General features: G+C 64.1%; 26 protein-coding genes. 17 read left to right on the top strand and 9 right to left on the bottom strand.

The genetic code is table 11. The annotated features are described in order from the left end of the window. Window positions 1–38: 38 nt before the first annotated feature. Window positions 39–2,381 (top strand): response regulator, encoded by a 2,343-nt coding sequence (locus tag AC1DYO_RS16765; protein ID WP_477265014.1) that lies wholly within the window; start codon window positions 39–41, stop codon window positions 2,379–2,381. An 83-nt stretch (window positions 2,382–2,464) separates the two neighbouring features. Here AC1DYO_RS16765 and AC1DYO_RS16760 read toward each other — a convergent pair whose 3' ends face one another. The 5 genes from AC1DYO_RS16760 to AC1DYO_RS16740 all read right to left on the bottom strand — a co-directional run bounded on the left by AC1DYO_RS16760 (window position 2,465) and on the right by AC1DYO_RS16740 (window position 6,461). Further along, the gene (locus AC1DYO_RS16760) at window positions 2,465–3,217 is read right to left on the bottom strand and encodes a Stf0 family sulfotransferase (protein WP_477265012.1); all 753 of its coding nucleotides are present in this window, start codon (window positions 3,215–3,217) and stop codon (window positions 2,465–2,467) included. Window positions 3,218–3,273: 56 nt separating this feature from the next. Next, a complete protein-coding gene (locus AC1DYO_RS16755) occupies window positions 3,274–3,825 on the bottom strand; it encodes a chloramphenicol phosphotransferase CPT family protein (protein ID WP_477265010.1) in 552 nt (183 codons plus the stop codon). 40 nt (window positions 3,826–3,865) lie between these two features. Beyond that, window positions 3,866–4,726 (bottom strand): transglycosylase SLT domain-containing protein, encoded by an 861-nt coding sequence (locus AC1DYO_RS16750; RefSeq protein ID WP_477265008.1) that lies wholly within the window; start codon window positions 4,724–4,726, stop codon window positions 3,866–3,868. 3 nt (window positions 4,727–4,729) lie between these two features. Beyond that, on the bottom strand, window positions 4,730–5,983 hold the full coding sequence (gene ispG / locus AC1DYO_RS16745; protein ID WP_477265006.1) for a flavodoxin-dependent (E)-4-hydroxy-3-methylbut-2-enyl-diphosphate synthase: 1,254 nt from the start codon (window positions 5,981–5,983) through the stop codon (window positions 4,730–4,732). A 298-nt stretch (window positions 5,984–6,281) separates the two neighbouring features. Continuing rightward, on the bottom strand, window positions 6,282–6,461 hold the full coding sequence (locus tag AC1DYO_RS16740) for a YdcH family protein (RefSeq protein ID WP_095487303.1): 180 nt from the start codon (window positions 6,459–6,461) through the stop codon (window positions 6,282–6,284). Window positions 6,462–6,701: 240 nt separating this feature from the next. Here AC1DYO_RS16740 and AC1DYO_RS16735 point away from each other — a divergent pair, with 240 nt between their 5' ends. Further along, window positions 6,702–6,905: a YdcH family protein gene (locus AC1DYO_RS16735; protein WP_112559568.1), complete on the top strand. Its 204-nt coding sequence runs from the start codon at window positions 6,702–6,704 to the stop codon at window positions 6,903–6,905. 32 nt (window positions 6,906–6,937) lie between these two features. Here the strand turns inward: AC1DYO_RS16735 and AC1DYO_RS16730 are convergent, their stop codons facing one another. Beyond that, window positions 6,938–7,741, bottom strand: a complete 804-nt coding sequence (locus AC1DYO_RS16730) for an IclR family transcriptional regulator (protein ID WP_477265004.1) — start codon at window positions 7,739–7,741, stop codon at window positions 6,938–6,940. A gap of 118 nt (window positions 7,742–7,859) precedes the next feature. Between AC1DYO_RS16730 and AC1DYO_RS16725 the strand changes: the two genes are divergently transcribed. The 11 genes from AC1DYO_RS16725 to AC1DYO_RS16675 all read left to right on the top strand — a co-directional run bounded on the left by AC1DYO_RS16725 (window position 7,860) and on the right by AC1DYO_RS16675 (window position 16,146). Next, window positions 7,860–8,729, top strand: a complete 870-nt coding sequence (locus tag AC1DYO_RS16725) for a transporter substrate-binding domain-containing protein (RefSeq protein ID WP_477265002.1) — start codon at window positions 7,860–7,862, stop codon at window positions 8,727–8,729. Window positions 8,730–8,818: 89 nt separating this feature from the next. Continuing rightward, complete coding sequence (locus tag AC1DYO_RS16720; RefSeq protein WP_477265000.1) at window positions 8,819–9,484, top strand: amino acid ABC transporter permease; 666 nt, start codon at window positions 8,819–8,821, stop codon at window positions 9,482–9,484. 1 nt (window position 9,485) lies between these two features. After that, window positions 9,486–10,136, top strand: coding sequence for an amino acid ABC transporter permease (locus AC1DYO_RS16715; protein ID WP_477264998.1), 651 nt, complete (start codon window positions 9,486–9,488; stop codon window positions 10,134–10,136). A 4-nt stretch (window positions 10,137–10,140) separates the two neighbouring features. Continuing rightward, entirely contained in the window at window positions 10,141–10,935 is a 795-nt protein-coding gene (locus AC1DYO_RS16710; RefSeq protein WP_477264996.1) for an amino acid ABC transporter ATP-binding protein, read from the top strand. A 37-nt stretch (window positions 10,936–10,972) separates the two neighbouring features. After that, window positions 10,973–11,434 (top strand): RidA family protein, encoded by a 462-nt coding sequence (locus AC1DYO_RS16705; protein WP_477264994.1) that lies wholly within the window; start codon window positions 10,973–10,975, stop codon window positions 11,432–11,434. Window positions 11,435–11,454: 20 nt separating this feature from the next. Next, on the top strand, window positions 11,455–12,660 hold the full coding sequence (locus AC1DYO_RS16700; protein WP_477264992.1) for an aminotransferase class V-fold PLP-dependent enzyme: 1,206 nt from the start codon (window positions 11,455–11,457) through the stop codon (window positions 12,658–12,660). 140 nt (window positions 12,661–12,800) lie between these two features. Beyond that, entirely contained in the window at window positions 12,801–13,001 is a 201-nt protein-coding gene (locus AC1DYO_RS16695; RefSeq protein WP_477265104.1) for a cupredoxin domain-containing protein, read from the top strand. Continuing rightward, window positions 12,946–13,581 carry a sigma-70 family RNA polymerase sigma factor gene (locus AC1DYO_RS16690; protein ID WP_477265098.1) on the top strand — a complete coding sequence of 212 codons (636 nt, stop codon included), beginning with the start codon at window positions 12,946–12,948 and terminating at the stop codon, window positions 13,579–13,581. The genes AC1DYO_RS16695 and AC1DYO_RS16690 overlap by 56 nt, the downstream gene beginning before the upstream one ends. Further along, complete coding sequence (locus tag AC1DYO_RS16685; protein ID WP_477264990.1) at window positions 13,578–14,483, top strand: anti-sigma factor family protein; 906 nt, start codon at window positions 13,578–13,580, stop codon at window positions 14,481–14,483. Before AC1DYO_RS16690 ends, AC1DYO_RS16685 begins: the two co-directional genes overlap by 4 nt. Window positions 14,484–14,578: 95 nt before the next feature. Next, a complete protein-coding gene (gene purE, locus AC1DYO_RS16680) occupies window positions 14,579–15,076 on the top strand; it encodes a 5-(carboxyamino)imidazole ribonucleotide mutase (RefSeq protein WP_477264988.1) in 498 nt (165 codons plus the stop codon). Continuing rightward, window positions 15,073–16,146: a 5-(carboxyamino)imidazole ribonucleotide synthase gene (locus AC1DYO_RS16675; protein ID WP_477264986.1), complete on the top strand. Its 1,074-nt coding sequence runs from the start codon at window positions 15,073–15,075 to the stop codon at window positions 16,144–16,146. Before purE ends, AC1DYO_RS16675 begins: the two co-directional genes overlap by 4 nt. Window positions 16,147–16,152: 6 nt before the next feature. Here AC1DYO_RS16675 and AC1DYO_RS16670 read toward each other — a convergent pair whose 3' ends face one another. Continuing rightward, on the bottom strand, window positions 16,153–16,581 hold the full coding sequence (locus tag AC1DYO_RS16670; RefSeq protein ID WP_477265096.1) for a lysozyme inhibitor LprI family protein: 429 nt from the start codon (window positions 16,579–16,581) through the stop codon (window positions 16,153–16,155). Between the two features lie 242 nt (window positions 16,582–16,823). On the opposite strand from AC1DYO_RS16670, the gene ykgO reads away from it, so the two are divergent. From ykgO to AC1DYO_RS16650, 4 genes are all read left to right on the top strand, one after another. Further along, complete coding sequence (ykgO, locus tag AC1DYO_RS16665) at window positions 16,824–16,949, top strand: type B 50S ribosomal protein L36 (protein ID WP_006327841.1); 126 nt, start codon at window positions 16,824–16,826, stop codon at window positions 16,947–16,949. A 113-nt stretch (window positions 16,950–17,062) separates the two neighbouring features. Next, the gene (locus AC1DYO_RS16660) at window positions 17,063–17,644 is read left to right on the top strand and encodes a tetratricopeptide repeat protein (protein ID WP_477264984.1); all 582 of its coding nucleotides are present in this window, start codon (window positions 17,063–17,065) and stop codon (window positions 17,642–17,644) included. Window positions 17,645–17,804: 160 nt separating this feature from the next. Further along, the gene (locus AC1DYO_RS16655; protein WP_477264982.1) at window positions 17,805–18,872 is read left to right on the top strand and encodes an alpha/beta fold hydrolase; all 1,068 of its coding nucleotides are present in this window, start codon (window positions 17,805–17,807) and stop codon (window positions 18,870–18,872) included. A 5-nt stretch (window positions 18,873–18,877) separates the two neighbouring features. Next, the gene (locus tag AC1DYO_RS16650; protein WP_477265094.1) at window positions 18,878–19,369 is read left to right on the top strand and encodes a hypothetical protein; all 492 of its coding nucleotides are present in this window, start codon (window positions 18,878–18,880) and stop codon (window positions 19,367–19,369) included. Here the strand turns inward: AC1DYO_RS16650 and pyk are convergent. Together pyk and AC1DYO_RS16640 are read right to left on the bottom strand one after the other, a co-directional pair. Next, window positions 19,350–20,795 (bottom strand): pyruvate kinase, encoded by a 1,446-nt coding sequence (pyk, locus tag AC1DYO_RS16645; RefSeq protein ID WP_181057906.1) that lies wholly within the window; start codon window positions 20,793–20,795, stop codon window positions 19,350–19,352. The two genes, AC1DYO_RS16650 and pyk, sit on opposite strands and share 20 nt — an antisense overlap. Further along, window positions 20,792–21,280: a DUF1036 domain-containing protein gene (locus tag AC1DYO_RS16640; RefSeq protein ID WP_477264980.1), complete on the bottom strand. Its 489-nt coding sequence runs from the start codon at window positions 21,278–21,280 to the stop codon at window positions 20,792–20,794. The genes pyk and AC1DYO_RS16640 overlap by 4 nt, the downstream gene beginning before the upstream one ends. Window positions 21,281–21,323 lie beyond the last annotated feature (43 nt).

Raw genomic sequence — 21,323 nt, 5'->3', positions numbered from 1 at the left:
CCGACCGTTAAAATGATGCGTATGTGTTGGGGTTGCGCATGCCGGAATATTCTTTCTTCATCCGCTCGATCCGGATCCGCTATATCTCCGGATTGCTGATCTTTGCGCTGGCCTCCGCCGCTGTGATGTTTGCGCTCAATCGCGTCAATTCCTTCCGTCACGACATCGATGCGCTGAGCAGCAACCTCGTCGTCTTCACCCGCGATCTGCGCAACGCCTCCAGTTTTGCCGAAACCGCCAGCACCGCCTGGCGCACCGAAACCCGTGACGGCCTTGCTGCCGCCGCGCGCGGCCATTCGCAACGCCTGACCGGTGAGATCGAAACGCTCTCGGCCCAGCTTGCCGCGATCAAGCCGAGCCTGTCGGCCAAAACGCTGGGCGAACTCTCCTCGGCTGCCGTCAACGGTGACCTGTTCTGGTCGTCGCGTGACATGGTGCGCAACTTCAATCTGATGTCGGCGGCGCAAAAGACCGACGAATGGAGTTCGCGCGAAATCCGCAACCAGAACGATCTGTTCGTCCAGCCGATGCTGGTGCGGGTGCGCACCGCCATGGACGGCGAACGCCATCTGGCCGACGCCTCCAGCGACCGGCTGCTTTTGTGGGCCAGCGGCCTTTTGTTTGCGGTTCTTGCCATTGTCGCCTTGTGGATCTTCCGGCCGATGGAAAAGGCGATCCGCCGCGCCTTCGCCGAATCCGCCGCATCCTTGTTCAAGGCCGAGGCCGCCGACCGCGCCAAATCGGAATTCCTGGCCAATATGAGCCATGAGATCCGCACGCCGATGAACGGCGTGCTGGGCATGGCCGAACTGCTCGCCAAGACTGACCTCACCGCGCGCCAGAAAACCTTCACCGACGTCATCGTCAAATCCGGCAACGCGCTGCTCACCATCATCAACGACATCCTCGATTTCTCCAAGATCAATGCCGGCCAGCTGACGCTCGACCCCGCACCCTTCCGGCTTGCCGAAGCGGTCGAGGACGTCGCGACGCTGGTGTCGGCGCGCGTCGCCGAAAAGAACCTCGAGCTGATCGTGCGTGTCGACCCGCGCCTGCCGGCCCATGTCGTCGGCGATGCCGGGCGCTTTCGCCAGATCGTCACCAACCTGCTCGGCAATGCGGTGAAGTTCACCGAAAAAGGCCATGTGCTGATCGATGTCGGCGGCGAGGTGGTCGACGGTCTGGTCCAGCTCAAGGTCCGCGTCGAGGACACCGGCATCGGCATTCCGGCCGAGAAGCTGGAGAACGTGTTCGAGAAATTCGCCCAGGTCGACGGCTCGTCGACGCGCCGCCATGAAGGCACCGGCCTTGGCCTTGCCATTGCCGCCCGCCTGGTCGACCTGATGGGCGGCAAGATCGGCGTCGAAAGCGAGATCGGCCGTGGCTCGGTCTTCTGGTTCGCCGTGCCGCTGCCGGCGCATCAGCAGGACACGCGCAACGAGATCGTCCCGGTCGATGTCACCGGCGCCCGCGTGCTGGTTATCGACGACAACCCGGTCAACCGCGAGATCCTGCTGGAACAGCTCAGAAGCTGGAGCTTCGACTGCGCGGCGGCCGAAAGCGGGGCGGTCGGCCTTGCCTTCCTCGACCGGGCCAGCCAGCTCGGTGCCGCTGTCGATTGCATCATCCTCGACTACCAGATGCCCGGCATGAACGGCGCCGATGTCGCCAAGGCGATTGCCGCCGACAGCCGTCTCTCCGCCATCCCGATGGTGCTGCTGACCTCGGTCGACCAGGTCGATTTCGGCAAGATGGTCATCGATTTCGGCATTGCCGCGCATCTGACCAAGCCTGCGCGCTCGGCCATCCTGCTCGGCACCGTCATCTCGGTCATCCAGAAGGCCCGCGCCCAGATCGGCAAGGCCCACTTCGTTCGCGAGCCGGTTGTTGCGCAGGCAGCGCCCGTGGCGCCGCCGGCCTTCACAGTCATTCGCGGCCCGGTGATGCCTGCGGCTACAGTGCCCGAATCGACGACCACACCGAACGGCCCGATCGACATCCTCATTGCCGAGGACAATGACGTGAACCAGCTGGTCTTCGGCCAGATCCTCAATGGGCTCGGCCTCAGCTACCGCATCGCCGGCAATGGCCGCACCGCCGTCGAGATGTACCGGGCGCTGCGGCCGAAGCTGATCCTGATGGACGTCTCCATGCCGGAGATGAACGGCTACGAGGCGACCCGCGCCATCAGGGCGGCGGAGGCCGCGACAGGCGACCACACACCGATCATCGGCGTCACCGCGCACGCGCTGAAGGGTGACCGCGACAAATGCATCGAGGCCGGCATGGACGACTATCTGCCCAAGCCCGTCTCACCCGACCGCCTCGGCAGCAAGATCGGCACCTGGCTCAGCGAGACGGTGGCTGCGAAGACGGCATAGAGCAATTCCAGGAAAAGTGTGACGCGGCTTTCCCGGGAAAAGCGCGTAGCGCTTTCCCTTGCGAATTGCGTCAGCCAAAGCCCTCAGGCGGCCGCGTCCAGACGATAGCGGCGCATCCAGTCCAGGCTTATTTCGTCCGAGAGCTTCGCAACGCCCGGCGTCACGTCCTCGGCCTTGGGTGGCGGCACGCACAAGGCCTCGCAGATCAACGCCAATGGCGCGGCCGGATCGCTTGAGAGACGCTCATAGCCAATCCGCAGCGGCATTATCCCCTGCTCCGCAAACCATGTGTTCCAAGCCGCGTCATAGGCTTCGAGTTCGGCGAGTTCGCGCTGGATCCGCTCGAAATCGTAGCGGGGTTCCTGCGGCGGTGCGACCCGTTCGATCTCGGTTCCGTCAGGCGCGATATGCCAAAGCCCGGTCTGCTCGGCCTTGATCAGCGAGACCGCCTGCGCCAGTTTGTTTTCGCGCGAAAGATGAATGTAGAGGACACGGCCGAAGGCCTTTTCAAAACGCGCTTTGTCCGATGGCAGTGCGGGGAAAATCCCGTCGAGGATCGCCGAAAGCTCATCCAGATTTTCCCGCATCAGACGCAGGCCGAAGACATCTGTCTGGCCCTTACCGGCCCTGATCGCTGCCTGGAGATAGGCGACATCGAACTCATGCGCGTTCATCGTCTCCGGATGCGGCAAATGCCACTCTTCGGCCCACTCCGCCATGTCCTGCCGCCGGTAGAACGAGTGCGGATCGCCGGCCGCCTTCGTCGATGCCAGCAGGCCGCACAGCAACGTGCTTCCAGTTCTCGGCGTGCCGCAGATTATGTAGCCGTCTAACATGCACTGTCCTTGCCGCTCGTCAGAGCCAGGGCAAGCCCAGCCACTTCAGCGCCGGCCTATAGCTGAAATTCCTGCTGGATGCGACGGGCACATTCGAGTGGCGAAAGGTGGCCGGTTTCGACTTCGAGGTCGTAATCTATGCCCTCGTGCACGCGCCCATACTGCCAGCGCGCCAGTCCCGGCAGCCTGTCGGCGCGCGCGGCTTCCCTTGCCTCAAGGACGTCGAGCGGCGCCATGACGCCGACCAGATGCAGATCGAAGCCCGACAGCAGCTGGAGATATTCCGATATCTCGCCACCGAAGATCACGTCGTCGACGATGAGATTGTTGCCTTGTTCGGCCATTGCAGCGATGGCGTGGCGCATGCCGCGCATGGTTCGCGCGCCGACGGGCCCGCTTCTGATCACCACCGACGGCCTGCCGTTCTCCAGCACCGTCTCGAAGGAAAATCCATCGGCATGGTCCTGAAGCGCCGCCGGCAGCATGTCGATGAAGGCATCCATCTGGACATGCAGGAAGGGCGCGGCGGTGATCGTCTGCAGGGCTCTGGCGATCGAGCTCTTGCCAGCGCCGCCGACGCCATTGAGCAGGACAATCCTGGCTGTCATCTCGCGAACCTTCCAAAGAGAAGCAGCGTTGCGCGCATGCCTACCGGTTGCGCACGACGATACAGGCGCCGCCGACGCTTTGCAGCTTCTGGCAGATGACGTTTGCGGCGGCACGGTCGTCGACACCGATCCTGACGGCATAAATGCCGCGCCGGCCGATCGGCGTGCGCACCCGGCTGACAACCGGATCATGCCCGGACAGCAGCGCCGGAAACCGGCTCCGCACCCTGAGCCATTGATTGATCGCCGCACCGCGGCGGAAATTGCCGGCCACCTGCACGCCCCATGGCTTCACATTGATCGAGGCCATGGCCACGGTTCGCGACATGATCACCGGCAGCTTGCGGCAGGCGACGGCGAAGCTTGTCTTGGTATCGAGCGGCTCGACCGTTCCGGCGTAGGCGCTGTCGGAGAATTTGTCGACCGGCTCGCCCATGACGTCGAAGACATAGCTCTCGGTTTCCATCGGCAGGAAGCCGCCGGTATCAAGCCAGCGCGACACCCGGTTCTCGCCGGCATTGTAGGCCGCAGCCGCCAGGCCGAGATTGCCGTAGGCGAGCTTCATCTCGCCGAGATACTTTGCCGAGGCCGGGATCGCCTGGTCGATGTCGAAGGGATCGGCCAGCCCGCGCATCTTGGCGGTGCCCGGCATGAACTGGGCGATGCCTTCGGCGCCCACAGGGCTCACCGCATTGGGATCGAAGCGGCTTTCCTTCCAGATCAGCCGGGCGAAGTAGTCCTTGGGCAGGCCGTTTTGTTCGGCATGCGCCTCGATCAGGTCGCAGACGCGGCCAATCAATCGTTTTGCCGCCGAGCGCGATTGCGGCGGATCGGCGAGGGCCTGTCCGGTAAGACCCAGCCCGCAGAGCAGGATCACACCGGCTTTGAGCAGCCCCCGCATGGCCTATTCGGCCGCGGCCTTGCCGTGCTGCCCAAACCGCTGCTCGATATAGTCGGCGACCATCTTCTCGAAATCGGCGGCGATCGACGGACCGCGCAGCGTCGCCGCCTTCTTGCCGTCCACGAAGACCGGCGCCGTCGGCGTCTCGCCGGTGCCGGGCAGCGAAATGCCGATATCGGCATGCTTGGATTCGCCCGGGCCGTTGACGATGCAACCCATCACCGCGACCTTGAGGTTCTCGACGCCGGGATATTTCTCGCGCCACACCGGCATGTTCTTGCGCAAATCGGCCTGGATGTTCTGCGCCAGCTCCTGGAACACGGTGGACGTGGTACGGCCGCAGCCGGGGCAAGCGGCGACGATCGGCACGAACTGCCGGAAGCCCATGGTCTGGAGCAATTCCTGCGACACCTGCACCTCGCGGGTGCGGTCGCCATTCGGCTCCGGCGTCAGCGAGATGCGGATGGTGTCGCCGATGCCTTGCTGCAACAGAATGCCCATGGCGGCCGACGAGGCGACAATGCCCTTGGAGCCCATGCCGGCTTCGGTCAGGCCGAGATGCAGCGCATGGTTGGAGCGCGTCGCAAGCTCGGTGTAGACGGCGATCAAATCCTGCACGCCGCTGACCTTGGCCGACAGGATGATCTTTTCGCGGGCCAAGCCGATTTCCTCGGCCATCTCGGCCGACAGGATGGCCGACTGCACGATCGCCTCGCGGGTGACCTCCTGCGCCGTCAGCGGAAAGCCTTGCGCCTGGTTTTCGTCCATCAGCCGGGTCAAAAGCTCCTGGTCGAGCGACCCCCAATTGACGCCGATGCGCACCGGCTTGTCGTATCTGATCGCCATTTCGACGATCGCGGCGAACTGGCGGTCCTTCTTGTCCTTGAAGCCGACATTGCCGGGATTGATGCGGTATTTGGCCAGCGCTTCGGCGCAGGCCGGATGATCGGCGAGCAGCTTATGGCCGATATAGTGGAAATCGCCGACCAGCGGCACATTGATGCCGAGGCGTTCCAGCCGCTCGCGAATGCGCGGCACGGCTGCGGCGCTTTCGTCGCGGTCGACGGTGATGCGCACGATCTCGGAGCCGGCGCGGTGCAGCGCCGCGACCTGCGCCACGGTCTGGTCGATATCAGCCGTGTCGGTGTTGGTCATCGACTGCACGACGACCGGCGCACCGCCGCCGACGATCACGCCGCCGACATCGACGCCGACCGAGGTGCGGCGCTGAAAGGGGGAGGAAAAATATCCGGTCATGGCCGGCCGCCTCTTGATCACCCGAGCGACATGCGTCCACGTCGACGCACAAATACGCTCAAACAGTTATCAGCGCATTGCGCTGAGGTTCGGGCATGAGGTGGAGGAGCAAAGATGGCTTGTCAATGGCGACAGGCGGGCAGAGCCGCCAAATCATGGCAGCGCGGCGACCCGTCACAGACGGTGTCGACCGGCCAACAGTGTCGGAAACAGTAACAACTACCGACCTCCGGCGGCATGGCTGCCACCGGAACGATGGTCGCGCGCCAAGAGCGGCGCGTCTAGTCCAGGAAGGGCGTCAGTGTGTCGTCGGTTTCGCCTTCAGTTTTTCAATCTCGTCCTTGAGTGCCAGCTTGCGTCGCTTGAGATTCACGATTTCGAGGTCGTCGACCGATGGATGGTTCATCGCATCGTCGATTTCGCGTTCGATATCACCGTGTTTCCGCTGCAACTCATCAAGATGGGATGCAAGAGACATGATTGGTTCTCCCTTTCATGGTTTCCTCGATTGCAGCCGTCAAAGGCACGTCCACCGCAGGTCGCATCTGTGACGGCACCATGACACTCTGCCACCATCCAGCGGCGATGTCGAATGCTGCGTGGTAGCATTCCACGACAATGTGAAATGTGGTATGGGCTGCGCGCCGGCTACAAAACCCCGCCGGTCCCGCCCAATCAGGCCCATCATTGGGCGCCGCAGACGTGCAGACGGTAGATAATGTCCGAACAGGAACAGGCTGATATCCGCCTCGAATTTTCTCGGCTGAAACAAGAGCATGCCGATTTCGACGCGGCCATCAATGCGATGATCGCCATGGGCTGTGATCCCTTGCAGATCCAGCGCATGAAGAAGAAGAAGCTTTTCCTCAAGGACCGGCTGATGGCGCTGGAAGACAAGATCATTCCAGACATCATCGCCTGAACAGCATTTGCCGGGCTGCGCTCGAGGCGGCCCTATCCCGCGATCGAAAGCTTCCTTGCCCGTTCACGCAACAGGGTGATGAGCTCGCCGGTCTTTTCCTTTGAGGTGTCGATTGGGACCACCAGGCACATCGTCGCCTCGACCTTGCCGGACGCCGAAGGCACCGGCGCGGCAAGGCATTTGGTGTAGGCGTCGACAAGCCCTGACGTGACACAATAGCCCGTCGTCTCGGCAACAGCGATGTCAGCGATGAAGTCGTCCAGCTTCAGCTTGCGGCCATCCGGCAGCACGAGGTCGTCCTCGGACACCATGCCTTCGATCACGGCTCGCTCAAAACCCGCCAGCAGCAGCCGCCCGGAAGCGGTCCATGGCAGCGGGATCTGCAAACCCGTGGCCGAGCTGATGCGGAACGGCCTCGTTCCCGGACTTGAATGGACGATGGTGTAGCGGCCGCTTTGCAGCATGCACAATTCGGAGGTCTCGCCGGTCTCGCGCGACAGATTGTCGACCTCCTGCCGGCCTCTGCGGAGCAGGTCGTTGCCCCTGACATAGTCCATTCCGTAGAGGTAGAGCTTCTTGCCGAAATAGACCCTGTTGCCGTCTCCTTCCATCTCCAGCAGCCCGGCGTCGACCAGCGAGCGCACCAGCGTGTAGGTGGTGGAGCGCGGCGCATTCACCCCCTTTGCGAGGTCGCCAATGCCGATAGCGCGCTGCGTGACATGCAGGAACTCCAGGATCTCCAGCACCCGGTTGAGACCCTTCTCGCGCGAACCCGATGTCCTGTCCGCGGCTGGGCCAAGAACTGGCTGATCGGTGATCCCATTGCTGTCTTGCATAACTGATTCCTGATGTTAGTATCTGTCTTGTATAGGATACATGTGTCTTTTGTAAGAGACAATCACGGATGCGACACATGTGCCTGTAAGGGGAACTCAAAACGAACAGGAGGTCGCAGTGAACGACGCATCCAAGCGAGATTTTCTGAAACTGGGCATGGCCGGACTGGCAACAGCCGGTGTGATGACCGCTGTCAGCGCAGAGAAGGCCGCCGCGCAGGCCGCAACCGACAGCGTGCTGCGCACCGCGCTCGACCGCGGCAAGCTGATCGTCGGCACCGGCAGCACAAACGCGCCCTGGCATTTCGAGAACGATGCCGGCGAACTGGTGGGCATGGACATCACCATGGGCCGCATCCTGGCCAAGGGCCTGTTCGACGATCCGAGCAAGGTCGAGTTCGTCATGCAGGACCCGGCGCAGCGCATTCCCAATGTCACCACCAACAAGGTCGACATCACCATCCAGTTCATGACTATGACCGCGCAGCGCTCGCAGCTGGTCCACTTCTCGCGGCCGTACTATGTCGAAGGCGTCGCCCTGCTGACGCTGCCGACAGCGGAAAACAAGACCTTCGACAAGCTGCTCGCCGGCGGTTCGGCGACCCGCATCTCGATCCTGCAGAACGTCGACGCCGAAAACTCGGTCCATTTCGCGCTGCCGGAGGCGCAGGTGTTGCAGATCGACACCCAGGCCAACGTGCTGCAGGCACTGGAATCCAAGCGCGCCGATGCCGCCGCTGTCGATCTTTCCACTGTGCGCTGGCTCGCCTCGCGCAACCCCGACAAATATTTCGATGCCGGCAAGAGCTGGTACTCGATGCTTTACGGCGCGGCGGTCAGGCAAGGCGACCTCGACTGGCTGACCTTCGTCAACCAGACTTTTTCCATCGCCATGTTCGGTCATGAAACGGCGCTCTACGACGCCGCCTTCAAGGACTATTTCGGCCAGGAGCCGCCGGCCCGTCACCCCGGTTTCCCGGTCATATGATAACATCCGGCTGACCTCATCCGGTGGAAGGGTGCCCGGCGCCCTTCCACTCTTCTTGTTTGCGGCCCCTTGGCCATTGCGGGAGACGCATGGGCTATACGCTCAATTTCAATCTGATCTGGCGGCATTTCGACAAGCTGTGGGGTGGGCTGCTGCTCAGCCTCGAGCTTGCCGTGATTTCGATTGCCATCGGCGTCGTCATCGGCCTGGTGCTGGCGGTCTGGTACGTCTCGGCCGGTCGCGTGGTGCGCGCCATCATCGCGGCCTATGTCGAGTTCATCCGCAACGTGCCGTTGATCCTGCTGGTCTATCTCGTCTTCTACGGCGTGCCGACCGTGGTCGATCTCGCCTACGACGCGCCGACCTCGTTCGTGCTGACGCTGTCGGTCTATAGCGGCGCCTATCTGGTCGAGGTGTTCCGCTCAGGTCTCGAAGCCGTGCCGCGCGGGCAGCTTGATGCCGGCAAGGCGATCGGGCTCACGCCCTGGCAGCGGTTGGTTCACGTGCGCCTGCCGACGATGCTGCGCATTACCTTGCCGGCGCTCTCCAACACCTTCATCTCGCTGTTCAAGGACACATCCATCGCCTCGGTCATCTCCGTGCCCGAACTGACCTATGGCGCCCAGTGGATCAACTTCAACACGTTCCGCATCGTCGAGGTCTATCTGGTGACGACGGCTATGTATCTGGTGACCGGCTACGCGCTGCTCTTCGGGCTGCGGCTGGTCGAGCTCCGGTTCAGGGCGGCGCGCTGACATGCTTGGCCAGATCCTCTACGCCCTGCCGTTCCTCGCCCAGGGTTTCGCCGTCACCTTGTGGGTGTCGCTGCTGGTCGTGGTGCTGTCGCTGATTGCCGGCGTCGCGCTCGGCGTCGGCCTGGTCTATGGCCCGGCGCCGCTGCGCTGGGCGGTGCGCATCTTCTCGGACACCATCCGCGGCATCCCGATCCTGGTGCTGATGTTCTTCGTCTATTACGGCCTGCCCGCCGCCGGACTGCATCTGCAATCCTTCTGGGCAGCCGTGCTGGCGCTGACCTTGTTCAAGACGGCGCAGGTCGTCGAATATGTGCGCGGCGCCGTCGGCTCCATTCCCAAAGGCCAGTCCGAGGCGGCGATGGCGATCGGCCTGACCTTTCGCCAGCGGCTCACCTCCGTCATCTTTCCGCAGGCCTTCAGGCGCTTCCTGCCGCCCTGGATCAACGGCGTCACCGACGCGGTCAAGGGCAGCGCACTGGTCTCGCTGCTCGGCATCACCGATTTGATGCAGGCGATCAACCAGGTCATCGGCCGCACCTATGAGGCGATGCCGCTCTATATCCTCGGCGCCTTGATCTACTTCGCCGTCAACTATGCGCTTTCCTACGCCAGCCGGCGGTTGGAACAGCGCTTCGCCTTCATCCGGGACTAGCACGATGGCCACAAGCTCGAACGACACTCCAGCCCTTCTCGACATTGCCGGGGTCTCGAAAGCCTTCGGTTCGGTCGAGGTGCTGCGCTCGGTCAGCCTCAAGGTGGACAAGGGCGAGGTGGTCACCGTCATCGGCCCTTCGGGCAGCGGCAAGACGACCCTTTTGCGCTGCGTCAACTTCCTCGAAAGCTATGATAGAGGCTCGATCCGCATCGACGGCAAGGAAGTCGGCTTTCGCGAAGCCGGCGCACGCCAGCGGCGCAGCGAGCGCGACCTGGCCAGCATGCGCGCCGAAACCGGCATGGTGTTCCAGAGCTTCAACCTGTTTCCGCACCTCACCGCCGCCGGCAACATCATGCTCGGCCTCATCAAGGTGCGCGGCAAGAGCAAGGCCGAGGCGCGCCAGATCGCCGAGCATTGGCTGGGCCGCGTCGGCCTGGCCCACAAGGCTGAAAGCCTGCCGGCGGAACTCTCCGGCGGCCAACAGCAACGCGTCGGCATTGCCCGCGCCGTCGCCATGGAACCGAAGATCCTGCTGCTCGACGAGATCACATCCGCGCTCGATCCCGAACTGGTCGGCGAGGTGCTGGCCGTTGTGCGCAGCCTCGCCGAAGACGGCATGACCATGGTGATGGTCACCCACGAGATGGCCTTTGCCCGCGACGCTTCGAGCCGCATCGTCTTCATGGCCGATGGCGGTGTCAGCGCCGTCGGCCCGCCGAAGGAGATCCTCGCCCAAGAGACCACCAATGAGCGCCTGCGCTCTTTCCTGGCGCGGTTCCGCGCCTCGCATTTCTGACATGGGCGGCTGAAGCCGCCCCAAGGAGAATTCTTCCATGACGCCTTACATCCGGCTCGCCGAACTCGGCCTGACGCTGCCCGAGCCGCCGACACCGATCGCCAATTTCGTCACCCATGCCGAAAGCGGCCGGCTGATCTTTCTCTCGGGCCAGGGGCCGCTGCGCGCCGACGGCACGCTTTGCACTGGCAAGGTCGGCGAGGACGTTACCATCGAGCAGGCCTATGAGCATGCCCAACTCACCGGGCTCAACCTGCTGGCGGTCATGCATGCTGCCGCCGGCGATCTCGGCCGCATCGTGCGCGTTGTCAAATTGCTCGGCTTCGTCAACGCGACGCCGACCTTCAGCGACCATCCGAAGGTCGTCAATGGCTGCTCGGATCTGTTCGCCAGCGTCTTCGACAAGATCGGCGGCCATGCCCGCTCGGCGATCGGCGTCGGCTCGCTGCCTGGAAACATCACCGTCGAAATCGAAGCGGTCGTCGAGATCGCCGCCTGACAGTCAAGGAATCTGCTCAAATGAAAACCTATTCCGACACCGGCTCCAACACCACGATCCGCGAACGGCTGGGACTGAGGCCGATCATCAACGTCTCCGGCACGATGACGACGCTCGGCGCCTCGATCATCGTTCCCGAGGCGATCAGCGCCATGGCCGAGATCGCCTCGCAATGGGTGGAGATGGACGATTTGCAGCGCGCCGCAAGCGTGATCACCGCCCGCCTTACCGGCGGCGAGGCCGGCTTCATCACCGCTTGCTGCGCCTCAGGCATCACCATGGCGATCGCCGGGGCGATGACCGGCACCAATTTGCTGGCGATCGAACGGCTGCCCGACGATACCGAAGGACTGAAGTCCGAAGTCGTCATCCAGCTTGGCCACATCGTCAATTATGGCGCGCCGATCGACCAGTCGATCCGCGTGGCCGGCGCCAAGGTCATTCCGGCGGGCACCGTCAGCGTCACCCAGGACTACCATGTGCGCGAAGCGATCAACGAACGCACGGCGGCAGGCCTCTACGTCGTGGCGCACCACACCGTGCAGTACGGCATGCTTTCCCTCGAGGAATTCTGCGAGATCTGCCACGCCAGGGGCGTTCCGGTGATCGTCGACGCGGCTTCCGAATATGATCTGCGCAGCTTCCTGGCGCGCGGCGCCGACATTGTCGTCTACAGCGGCCACAAATTCCTCTCGGGGCCGACCAGCGGCATTGTTACGGGACGCAAGGATCTTGTCCGCGCCGCCTATCTGCAGAACCGCGGCGTCGCCCGCGCCATGAAGGTCGGCAAGGAAAGCATCGCCGGCACCATGGCGGCGCTCGAAGCCTGGGAAAAGCGCGACCATGCCGGCATCCGCCGGCGCGAGGAAGCGGCGCTTAATCTGTGGAAGGAAACGCTGCAGGGGATACCAGGCATTGCCGCCCACATCATTCCCGACCCCACCACCAATCCGCTTGACCGACTGCAGATCTTCGTCTCGCCCGAGAGCCGCTTCTCTGCCTCCGGCCTCGCCTCGGCATTGGCGGCCGGCTCGCCGCCGATCATCGTGCGCAACCACGAGGTCGAGCGCGGCCATTTCTTCCTCGACCCATGCAACCTGCACCCCGGCGAGGCCGAGATCGTCGCCGAGCGCCTGCGCGCCGTGCTGACCGCGGCCGACCGGCCCGCGGATGCGATGAAACAGCCACGAAAGGATTCGTCCGGCGCCCTGCGCTGGCCGGATTGAGCGCCGACGAGGCCGAACAAAGCTGACGCAATCGGCTGATCACGCGACTGTGAACAGCCGGATTTGCACGCTGCGGGAATAAACCACGGCCGCGACAGGTCTTCTCGGCATACGCCATCGCTGGCGTTGAGGAGACGGATATGCCGCATCATTATTGGGAACAGCGACCATGGCTCGGCGTCAGCCGTCGTCATGCGCTGGATCCCATGTGCGTCACCAGTCCCCTTTCCATGGCGCTTGACACCGGTGACGCAGATGAATTCACTTTCTCTACTGCAGGCGGCTTTGCCTGTTTCTGCGGGGTTCGCCCGCACAAGCAGGGCGAGACCGGCGCTGGCTGAGAGCGCCCGGCCTGTTCGTCCTGGAGTGTCCGATCATGGTGCTGCTTTGAGCGAGGTGGCCGAACGCTTCAACGAAGTGGTGCTGCCGCATCTCGGCGACGCGCTGGCGCTGGCCCGCTGGCTGACCGGCAATGCCGCCGATGCCGAGGATGTCGTGCAGGATGCCTGCATCAAGGCGCATGCCGGAATTGCCGGCTATGCTGGCGGCAACCCGCGCGCCTGGCTGCTGACCATCGTGCGCAACACCGCCTACACCTGGATGTCACGCAACCGGCCGCGCGGCATGATGGCCGTCGGCGACCTCGGCGATCTCGACGAGATGGCCGCTGCACACGGCACTAGCTTGCCCGATGAGAACGGCCCGGAGGCGAGCCTGATCGCCAAGGCCGACACGGCGGCACTGGAAGCCGCGATCGCCGCGCTGCCGCAGCCGTTCCGCGAAACGCTGGTGCTGCGCGACATTAACGGCCTCAGCTACCGTGACATATCGGTGATGCTCAGTGTGCCGATCGGTACGGTGATGTCACGGCTGGCGCGGGCGCGTGGCCTGCTAGCGTCCGAACTGGGGAGAGCGCCATGACCGTGCATGACGACGGACTGCCCAACGATCCCGAAGGCATCAGGCTGATGATCCACGCTCTGGTTGATGGTGAACTCGATGCCGCGGCCGCGCTTGCCGTGGAGCGGCGAATTGCCGCCGATCCGGCGCTTGCTGCCGAGCATGCCCGCATCCTTGCCTTGCAGGGCGCGGTCGGCCGCCTGCCGCGTCCCGATGTCAGCGATGACTTTCGGGCCCGCATCGCGGCGATTGGAACGGCATCGGCACAACAGGCGGCGCAGGACCTGGAGCCGCAGCGGGGTGCGCCATCGGCGCTGCCGGGATTGATCGCTGGTGCCGGCGCAGGACAGCGGCGAGCGGCCGATACGCGGCCGTCCCAGGCAAGGCCATCGCCAAGGGCGCGCCGGTTCGGCTCGTTCGACTGGCGCGCGATGGCGGCATCGATCGTCATGACCGCAGTGCTGGCCAGCGGCGCCACGCAATGGGTGATGTTCAACAGCGCCTCCGACAGCATTGCTGCCGAGATCGCCGGCGACCATCGCCGCAGCCTGCTTGCCGCCAGTCCGATCGATATCGTCTCGTCCGACCGCCACACGGTAAAACCATGGCTCGACGCCCGCATCGGCGTGTCGCCGCCGGCGCCCGATCTTGCGCCGGACGGCTTCGCGCTGATCGGTGGCCGGGTCGAGGTGGTCTCCGGCCGTCCCGTGCCCGCACTGGTCTACCGCCACCGCGAGCATCTGATCACGCTGGTCGCCGAACCACAGCAAGGTGGCCGTGTCACCGAGCCGAAGGACGTTTCCTCGGGCGGCTTCTCCATGGTGCACTGGAGCGACGGCGCCTTCTCCTATTGGGCGATCTCCGACATGGAGCGACCCGAACTCGACGATTTCGTCGCCCGCTTCCGCAAGGCTGCAGTGTGAGTTGCTTGCGGCTGCTGGCCTTGCCGGCGTCCGCCTATCCTTGCGGCCTGGCCCGAATTCCGCTAAGGCGCGCCTTTGCCGCCGGGAGCATGCGCTTGACCGACCACCGCGCCGACGTCGCCATCATCATGGGCAGCCAGTCCGACTGGGCGACGATGCGCCACGCCGCCGAAACGCTGGAGGCGCTGGGCGTCCCGCACAAGCGGCTGATCATCTCCGCCCACCGCACCCCCGACCGGCTCTATGACTTCGCCAAGGGCGCCAAGGCTGCCGGCTACAAGGTGATCATCGCCGGCGCCGGCGGTGCGGCCCACCTGCCCGGCATGACAGCGGCGATGACACCGCTGCCGGTGTTCGGCGTGCCGGTCGAATCGAAGGCGCTGTCCGGCCAGGATTCGCTGCTCTCCATCGTCCAGATGCCGGCCGGCATTCCGGTCGGCACGCTGGCCATCGGCAAGGCCGGTGCGGCCAATGCAGCCCTTCTCGCCGCCGCAGTGCTGGCGCTCAACGACGAACGGCTCGCCGCACGGCTGGATGCCTGGCGCGCCGCCCAGACCGCCAAGGTCGCCGCCGAGCCGACGGACGCGCCGTGAGCCTGCCAGCGGGATCGACCATCGGCATCATCGGCGGCGGCCAGCTCGGCCGCATGCTGGCTATTGCCGCGGCCCGCCTCGGCTACCGCACCGTGATCCTTGAACCGCAGGCGGACTGCCCGGCAGCTCAGGTCGCCAACCGTCAGATCACCGCTGCCTATGACGATGCAACCGCCCTTGCCGAACTGGCAGCAGTCAGCGCCGTCGTCACCTACGAATTCGAGAATGTGCCGGTGGCCGCCGCCAGCGCGCTTGCCGCCAAGGTCCCGGTCTATCCGCCGCCGCGTGCGCTGGAAGTGGCGCAGGACAGGGTCGCGGAGAAGCAGTTCCTCAATGGCATCGGCATCAAGACCGCCGATTTCCGCACCGTCGACAATGACGACGAGCTGACGGCAGCGCTGAGAGAGTTCTCGGGCAGCGGCATCTTGAAGACCCGCCGCATGGGTTATGACGGCAAGGGCCAGCGCGTCTTCCGCAACATGGAGACGGGCGGCTTTGCCGGCACCTGCGAGGCCATGGGCAATGTGCTGATCCTGGAATCCTTCGTCGCCTTCGAGCGCGAGATCTCGGTGATCGCCGCACGCGGGCTGGACGGCGCGGTCGCCGCCTACGATCCGGCCGAGAATATCCACCGCGACGGCATCCTGCATACCTCGACCCTGCCGGCTGCGATCAGGCTAGAGACGGCGGCGGCGGCACAGGCGGCGGCAGCGAAAATCCTGTCGGCCCTCGATTATGTCGGCGTCATCGGCGTCGAGTTCTTCGCCCTTGCCGACGGCACGCTGCTGGCCAACGAAATTGCGCCGCGCGTGCACAATTCCGGTCACTGGACGGAAGCCGCCTGCATCATTTCACAGTTCGAACAGCATATCCGCGCCATTGCCGGCCTGCCGCTGGGCAACCCGGGGCGGCATTCCAACTGCGTCATGGAAAATTTGATCGGCGACGACGTCCTGCGCGTGCCTGCCTTGCTCGCCGAGCCCGATCTGATGCTTCATCTCTATGGCAAGGCCGAGGCCCGTCCGGGCCGCAAGATGGGCCATTTCACGCGCATCAGCCGCCGCGGCTAAATTCTTCTATTGCAGCTCGTCGTTCAGATCCCCGTCCTCGTCGGGGCTGGCGCAGCTCGCATCGCCTTCCTGGCAGTTGGCCCCCGCGGTGAGCTGTTTGATGCGCTGGTCCGTCAGTTCGGTCAGGCATAGCGAAACCTCCATCGGATGGATGGAGCCACCTTCGCTGTCTGTCGTCGTATAGGCGCATTCGGCGTCGCGGAAGGCGATCCAGGCGCGCTGCGCGACCTGCAGCAGCTTCCTGCCCTTGTCGTCGTTGCGGCCGACCAGATCCTTGTAGGCCTGGTTGAGCTTGGCATCGGCCGCCTGATAGTCCTCGCCGGCGCAGATATTCATCATCTGCTGGCTGTCGTCATTGCGGTCGCACTCCTGCGCCTGCGCGGTGGAGCCCGCGGCCAGAACGGCAAGGCAGGCGGACAGAAACAACAGGCGCATGGACGTCTCCAAATCAGCTTGCAGGCGCCGCACCATTCCAGCCCGCCTTCGGCGGCGCAATGGCGGGGAGCGGAGATGGCGGATATTTGATGGCCAAAGCCGTTCTCAGCCTCTATCCAGCACGCTTGCGGTTGACACGGGCAAGGCTCCTCGTTTATGAGCCACCGCAAGTTCAAAGGCGCGCTTTCCAGGCGCGCCTTAATAATTCGGCCCGAACAGGGCCCAGACCGACGGGCAAGACCATGAAGATCAAGAATTCGCTCAAGGCGCTGAAGGCGCGTCATCGCGACAACCAGCTGGTTCGCCGCAAGGGCCGCGTCTACATCATCAACAAGACCGCTCCGCGCTACAAGGCGCGCCAGGGCTGAGTTTTCGGCCGGAGGCACGCTGCCTCCGTCCATATGATGTTAATTGCCTGAGATCAGGCACTGTCACGCTAATTTCAGTTTGACGATCCGCCGTCCGGGGTTAGATTCCGGCGATGCGGATTCTTTTTGCATTTTTCGCGACTCTTTTCCTGTTCGGCGCCGCCCCGGCGTGGGCGGACGATCCGCCGGCAAAGCCGCCGGTTGCCGTGACCAAGGAAGCCCGGCTCGATCAGCTGTTTGCCGACCTGAAGCGCGAACGCAACGAAAAGGCGGCCGAGCGCATCGCCGGGCGCATCTGGGGCGAATGGTTCCAGTCCGGAAGCGCCTCGATCGACCTGATGATGCAATGGTCGCAAAAGGCGATGGATGACCAGAAGTTCGACGTCGCCCTCGACTTCCTCGACCAGGTCGTGATCCTGCAGCCAAAATATGCCGAAGGCTGGAACCGGCGCGCCACCGTCCACTACATGATGAAGAATTTCGGGAAGTCGATGTCCGACATCGACCAAACGCTGCAGCTGGAACCGCGCCATTTCGGCGCGCTTTCCGGCCTGGCCCAGATCATGGCCGCCACCGGCCACAAGCAATCGGCGCTCGAAGCCTGGCAGAAGGTGCTGGCCATCTATCCGATGATGCGCAGCGCCCAGGACCAGGTCGCGACGCTCTCGGAAGAGCTTGCCGGCGAAGGAATTTGATTAGGCAGTAGGGAATAGGGCTTAGGCTGTAGGGTGGCGGTTGAAACCCATGCCTACTGCCTACTGCCTACTGCCTACTGCCTACTGCCTACTGCCTACTGCCTACTGCCTACTGCCTACTGCCTAGAACTTATCCCCCTCCACCCCCGTACCTCTCCCCATGAACCTCATTTACGCCGCCTGTGCCTTCCTCCTCGCGCTCGTCTTTGCCCTTGCCGGTGTCACCCGCGCCGGCGCATGGCTGATCGAATGGCGCAACCCGCCGGCCGGCGAATTTGCCGACATCGACGGTGCCCGCATCCACTATGTCCACGTGCCGGCGCCGCAAAATGCGGAGCTGCCGCCGATCGTCTTCATCCATGGCGCCAGCGCCAACCTCAGGGATCAGATGCTGCCGATCAGGCCTTTGCTCGAAGGCCGTGCCGAGATGGTCTTCCTGGACCGGCCGGGCTTCGGCTGGTCGGAACGCGGCCCCGGCAACAATGAGAGCCCGTCGGCGCAGGCCAACACCATCGCCAGGCTGATGGACCGCCTCGGCATTCACAAGGCGGTCATGGTCGGCCATTCCTTCGGTGGCGTGATCACCGCCGCCTTTGGCCGCGAGCACCCCGACAAGACGCTCGGGCTGGTCTTCCTGTCGCCGGTCAGCCACCCCTGGCCGGGCGGCGCGACAGCCTGGTACTACAAGCTGACCGCCACCCCCATCATTGGCTGGCTGTTCTCGGAGACTTTGACCTATCCTGCCGGCACGCTGCAGATGAACAGCGCCACGGCCTGCGTGTTTTCCCCCAACAAGGTGCCGGACTTCTATGTCGGCAATGCCTCGATCCCGCTTGTGCTGCGTCCCGCTGCCTTCCGCGCCAACGCCGTCGACGTCGCCGGCCTCTACGACTACGCACTCAAGGCCGCGCCGCATTACCGTGACATCAAGACGCCGACGATCGTCATCTCGGGCGACCACGACAAGGTGGTCTATGCCTCGATCCACTCCGTCGGGCTTGTCAGGGACATCCCCGGTGCCGAGCTGATCTGGGTCCACAATCTCGGCCACAAGCCGGACTGGATCGCGCCAGACCTTGTTGTCGGCGCCATCGAAAAGGTCGGCGGCAAGGACGTCGACCTGCAGGCAATAGCGAAAACCGTGGAAACGCGGATCGCCGGCGATGCCTATAATGAGGGGCAATGCCCCGACATCACCGTGCCCGACGCGGAACTCGCCCCGACCTGATGGCCATGTATGTCCTGAAGCACGGCATCAAGAAAAACCCGGAGAAGCGATGGGCGTTGCCCGACCGCATCTTCTTCGGCTACGGCGCGTGCGCCATTCTCGCCGGCACCTTTCTTGAGCATCCTCCGCTGGAAGGATTTTACGGCGAACGGATCATCCCAGGCGAGGGCTTTTCCGGGAACCATATTTACGTGACGAATGGCTTGGTCGCGTTCGATTACCACGGTTATTCCGCCCGCGAGCGGCTGCTGGAACACCATGGAAGAGGCTGGGCTTCACGCAGCGCCGGATGGCACTGCGCGATCACCAGGGTCGATTTCGATCTGCTCGACACAGTCGAGCTCAACCGGCGAAAGATCCTGGGTCCGGACCAGTACCTAAACGACCCCGTTCCTCGGGCTCGCCGGTTCCTTCAGCGTATAGATCACGCCGAAGCCGCGGCAAGGGCGCTGCGAACTGTGACGCGTAAAGCCTCTCTCAACCGACACTGCGGCTGACCTGCGCGCCCGATCCGACATAGGCGATGCGCAGCATGTTGGTCGAACCCGGCGTCCTCAGCGGCACGCCCGCCGTGATGATGACGCGGTCGCCCGGCTGGCCGAATCCCTCTTCGAAAGCGATGCGGCAGGCGCGGTCGACCATGTCGTCAAGGTCGACCGCGTCGGGCGAGACGACGCAATGCGTGCCCCACAGCAGCGACAGCCGGCGAGCCGTGTTGAGGATCGGCGACAGCGCGATGATCGGCACTTGCGGCCGCTCGCGCGCGGCGCGCAGTCCGGTGGTGCCCGACGCCGTATAGGTGATGATGGCCGACAGTTTCAGCGTCTCGGCGATCTCGCGCGCGGCAAGTGAAATAGCGTCGGCGCCGGTCGCTTCCGGTTCGGAACGCTGCGCGTTGATGATGCCGGCATAGGTCGGGTCGGTTTCGACCTTGGTGGCGATGCGGTTCATCATCGCCACCGCCTCGACCGGATAGGCGCCGGCCGCCGATTCCGCCGAAAGCATGATGGCGTCGGCGCCTTCGAACACGGCAATCGACACGTCGGATACTTCGGCGCGGGTCGGCACCGGGGCGGTGATCATCGATTCCAGCATCTGAGTGGCGACCACCACCGGTTTGCCGGCGCGGCGCGCGGCGCGCGTGATCTGCTTCTGGATGCCGGGCACGGCTTCCAGCGGCATTTCGACACCGAGATCGCCGCGGGCGACCATCAGCGCGTCGGACAATTCGATGATCTCGGCCAGCCGGGCAACCGCCTGCGGCTTTTCGATCTTGGCCATGATCAGTGCCCGGCCGCGCGCGATCTTGCGGGCTTCGGCGAGATCTTCCGGCCGCTGCACGAAGGACAGCGCCACCCAGTCGACGTTGGCCGCCAGCACCGCATCGAGGTCCTTGCGGTCCTTTTCGGTCAGCGCGCCGACCGGCAGGTCGGTGTCGGGCAGGCTGACGCCCTTCTTGTCGGAAATCGTGGTGCCGGCGACGACCGTGCATGTGATCGACTTGCCGTCGCTTTTCACCGCCTTGAGCTCCAGCTTGCCGTCGTCGATCAATAGACGGTGACCGGCCTCGACCGAGCTCAGGATTTCAGGATGCGGCAGATAGACCCTGGTCGACGTACCGGGCTCGGGATTGTTGTCGAGCGTGAAGGTCTGGCCAGCCGTCAGCGCCTCCTTGCCGTTGGCGAACTTGCCGACGCGCAGCTTCGGTCCCTGCAAATCGGCCAGGATGCCGATCGGACGGCCAACCTTTTCCTCGACGGCACGGATGCGGGCGACCAGCGTGCGCATCAGCTCGTGGTCGGTGTGGCTCATATTGATGCGGAAGACATCGGCGCCGGCTTCGAACAGCTTCTGCAGCATCTCCTCGGACGAGGAGGCTGGACCGATGGTGGCGAGGATCTTGACCTTGCGGCTACGTCTCATTGACTGTTTGTTCCCGGGGCGGCTGGAGCGCCTCCCGTTGTGGACTCGTCGGTCAGCTGGACCATCCAGCTTGCCTGCTCGCCCGTGTCATATTCCTGGAATCCGGCGCGCTGGAAGCCCCGGGCGACGCAATCGGTAACGCCGGCGATCTTGAACTCTTTTTCGGCCACGCACATGTTGATCGGGCCATCCCAGCGCCCGCCACGCTCGGCGTCTTCTGCATAAAGATAGTAAAACCTTGATGACAGCGGCCCTTCGATCAGCGTCTTGCAGCTCGATCCTTCGATGTGCCACCACCCCTCGGTGATCCAGCCCGCCTTGGCGCGGTAGCCGATGCCGACGCCGACCAGGTTCTGCGTGGCGTTGCAGACGCGGAAATCGGCGCGGGCGGGCGAGGCCGCAACCAGCGCGGTAAGCCCCACGGTCAAGGTCAGGAGCGGCACGGCAAAGGCGGTGCGCGCACGCGGCCTGCCGGCGGAACCCATCCCGAAACCCCTCAACAACGTCATCTGCATCTCTCAACGCCCC

Source organism: Mesorhizobium sp. P2_F5 (genome assembly GCF_056403715.1).
The sequence above is the reverse complement of the archived record's forward strand: the minus strand, read 5'-3'. Positions and strand labels throughout refer to the sequence as shown.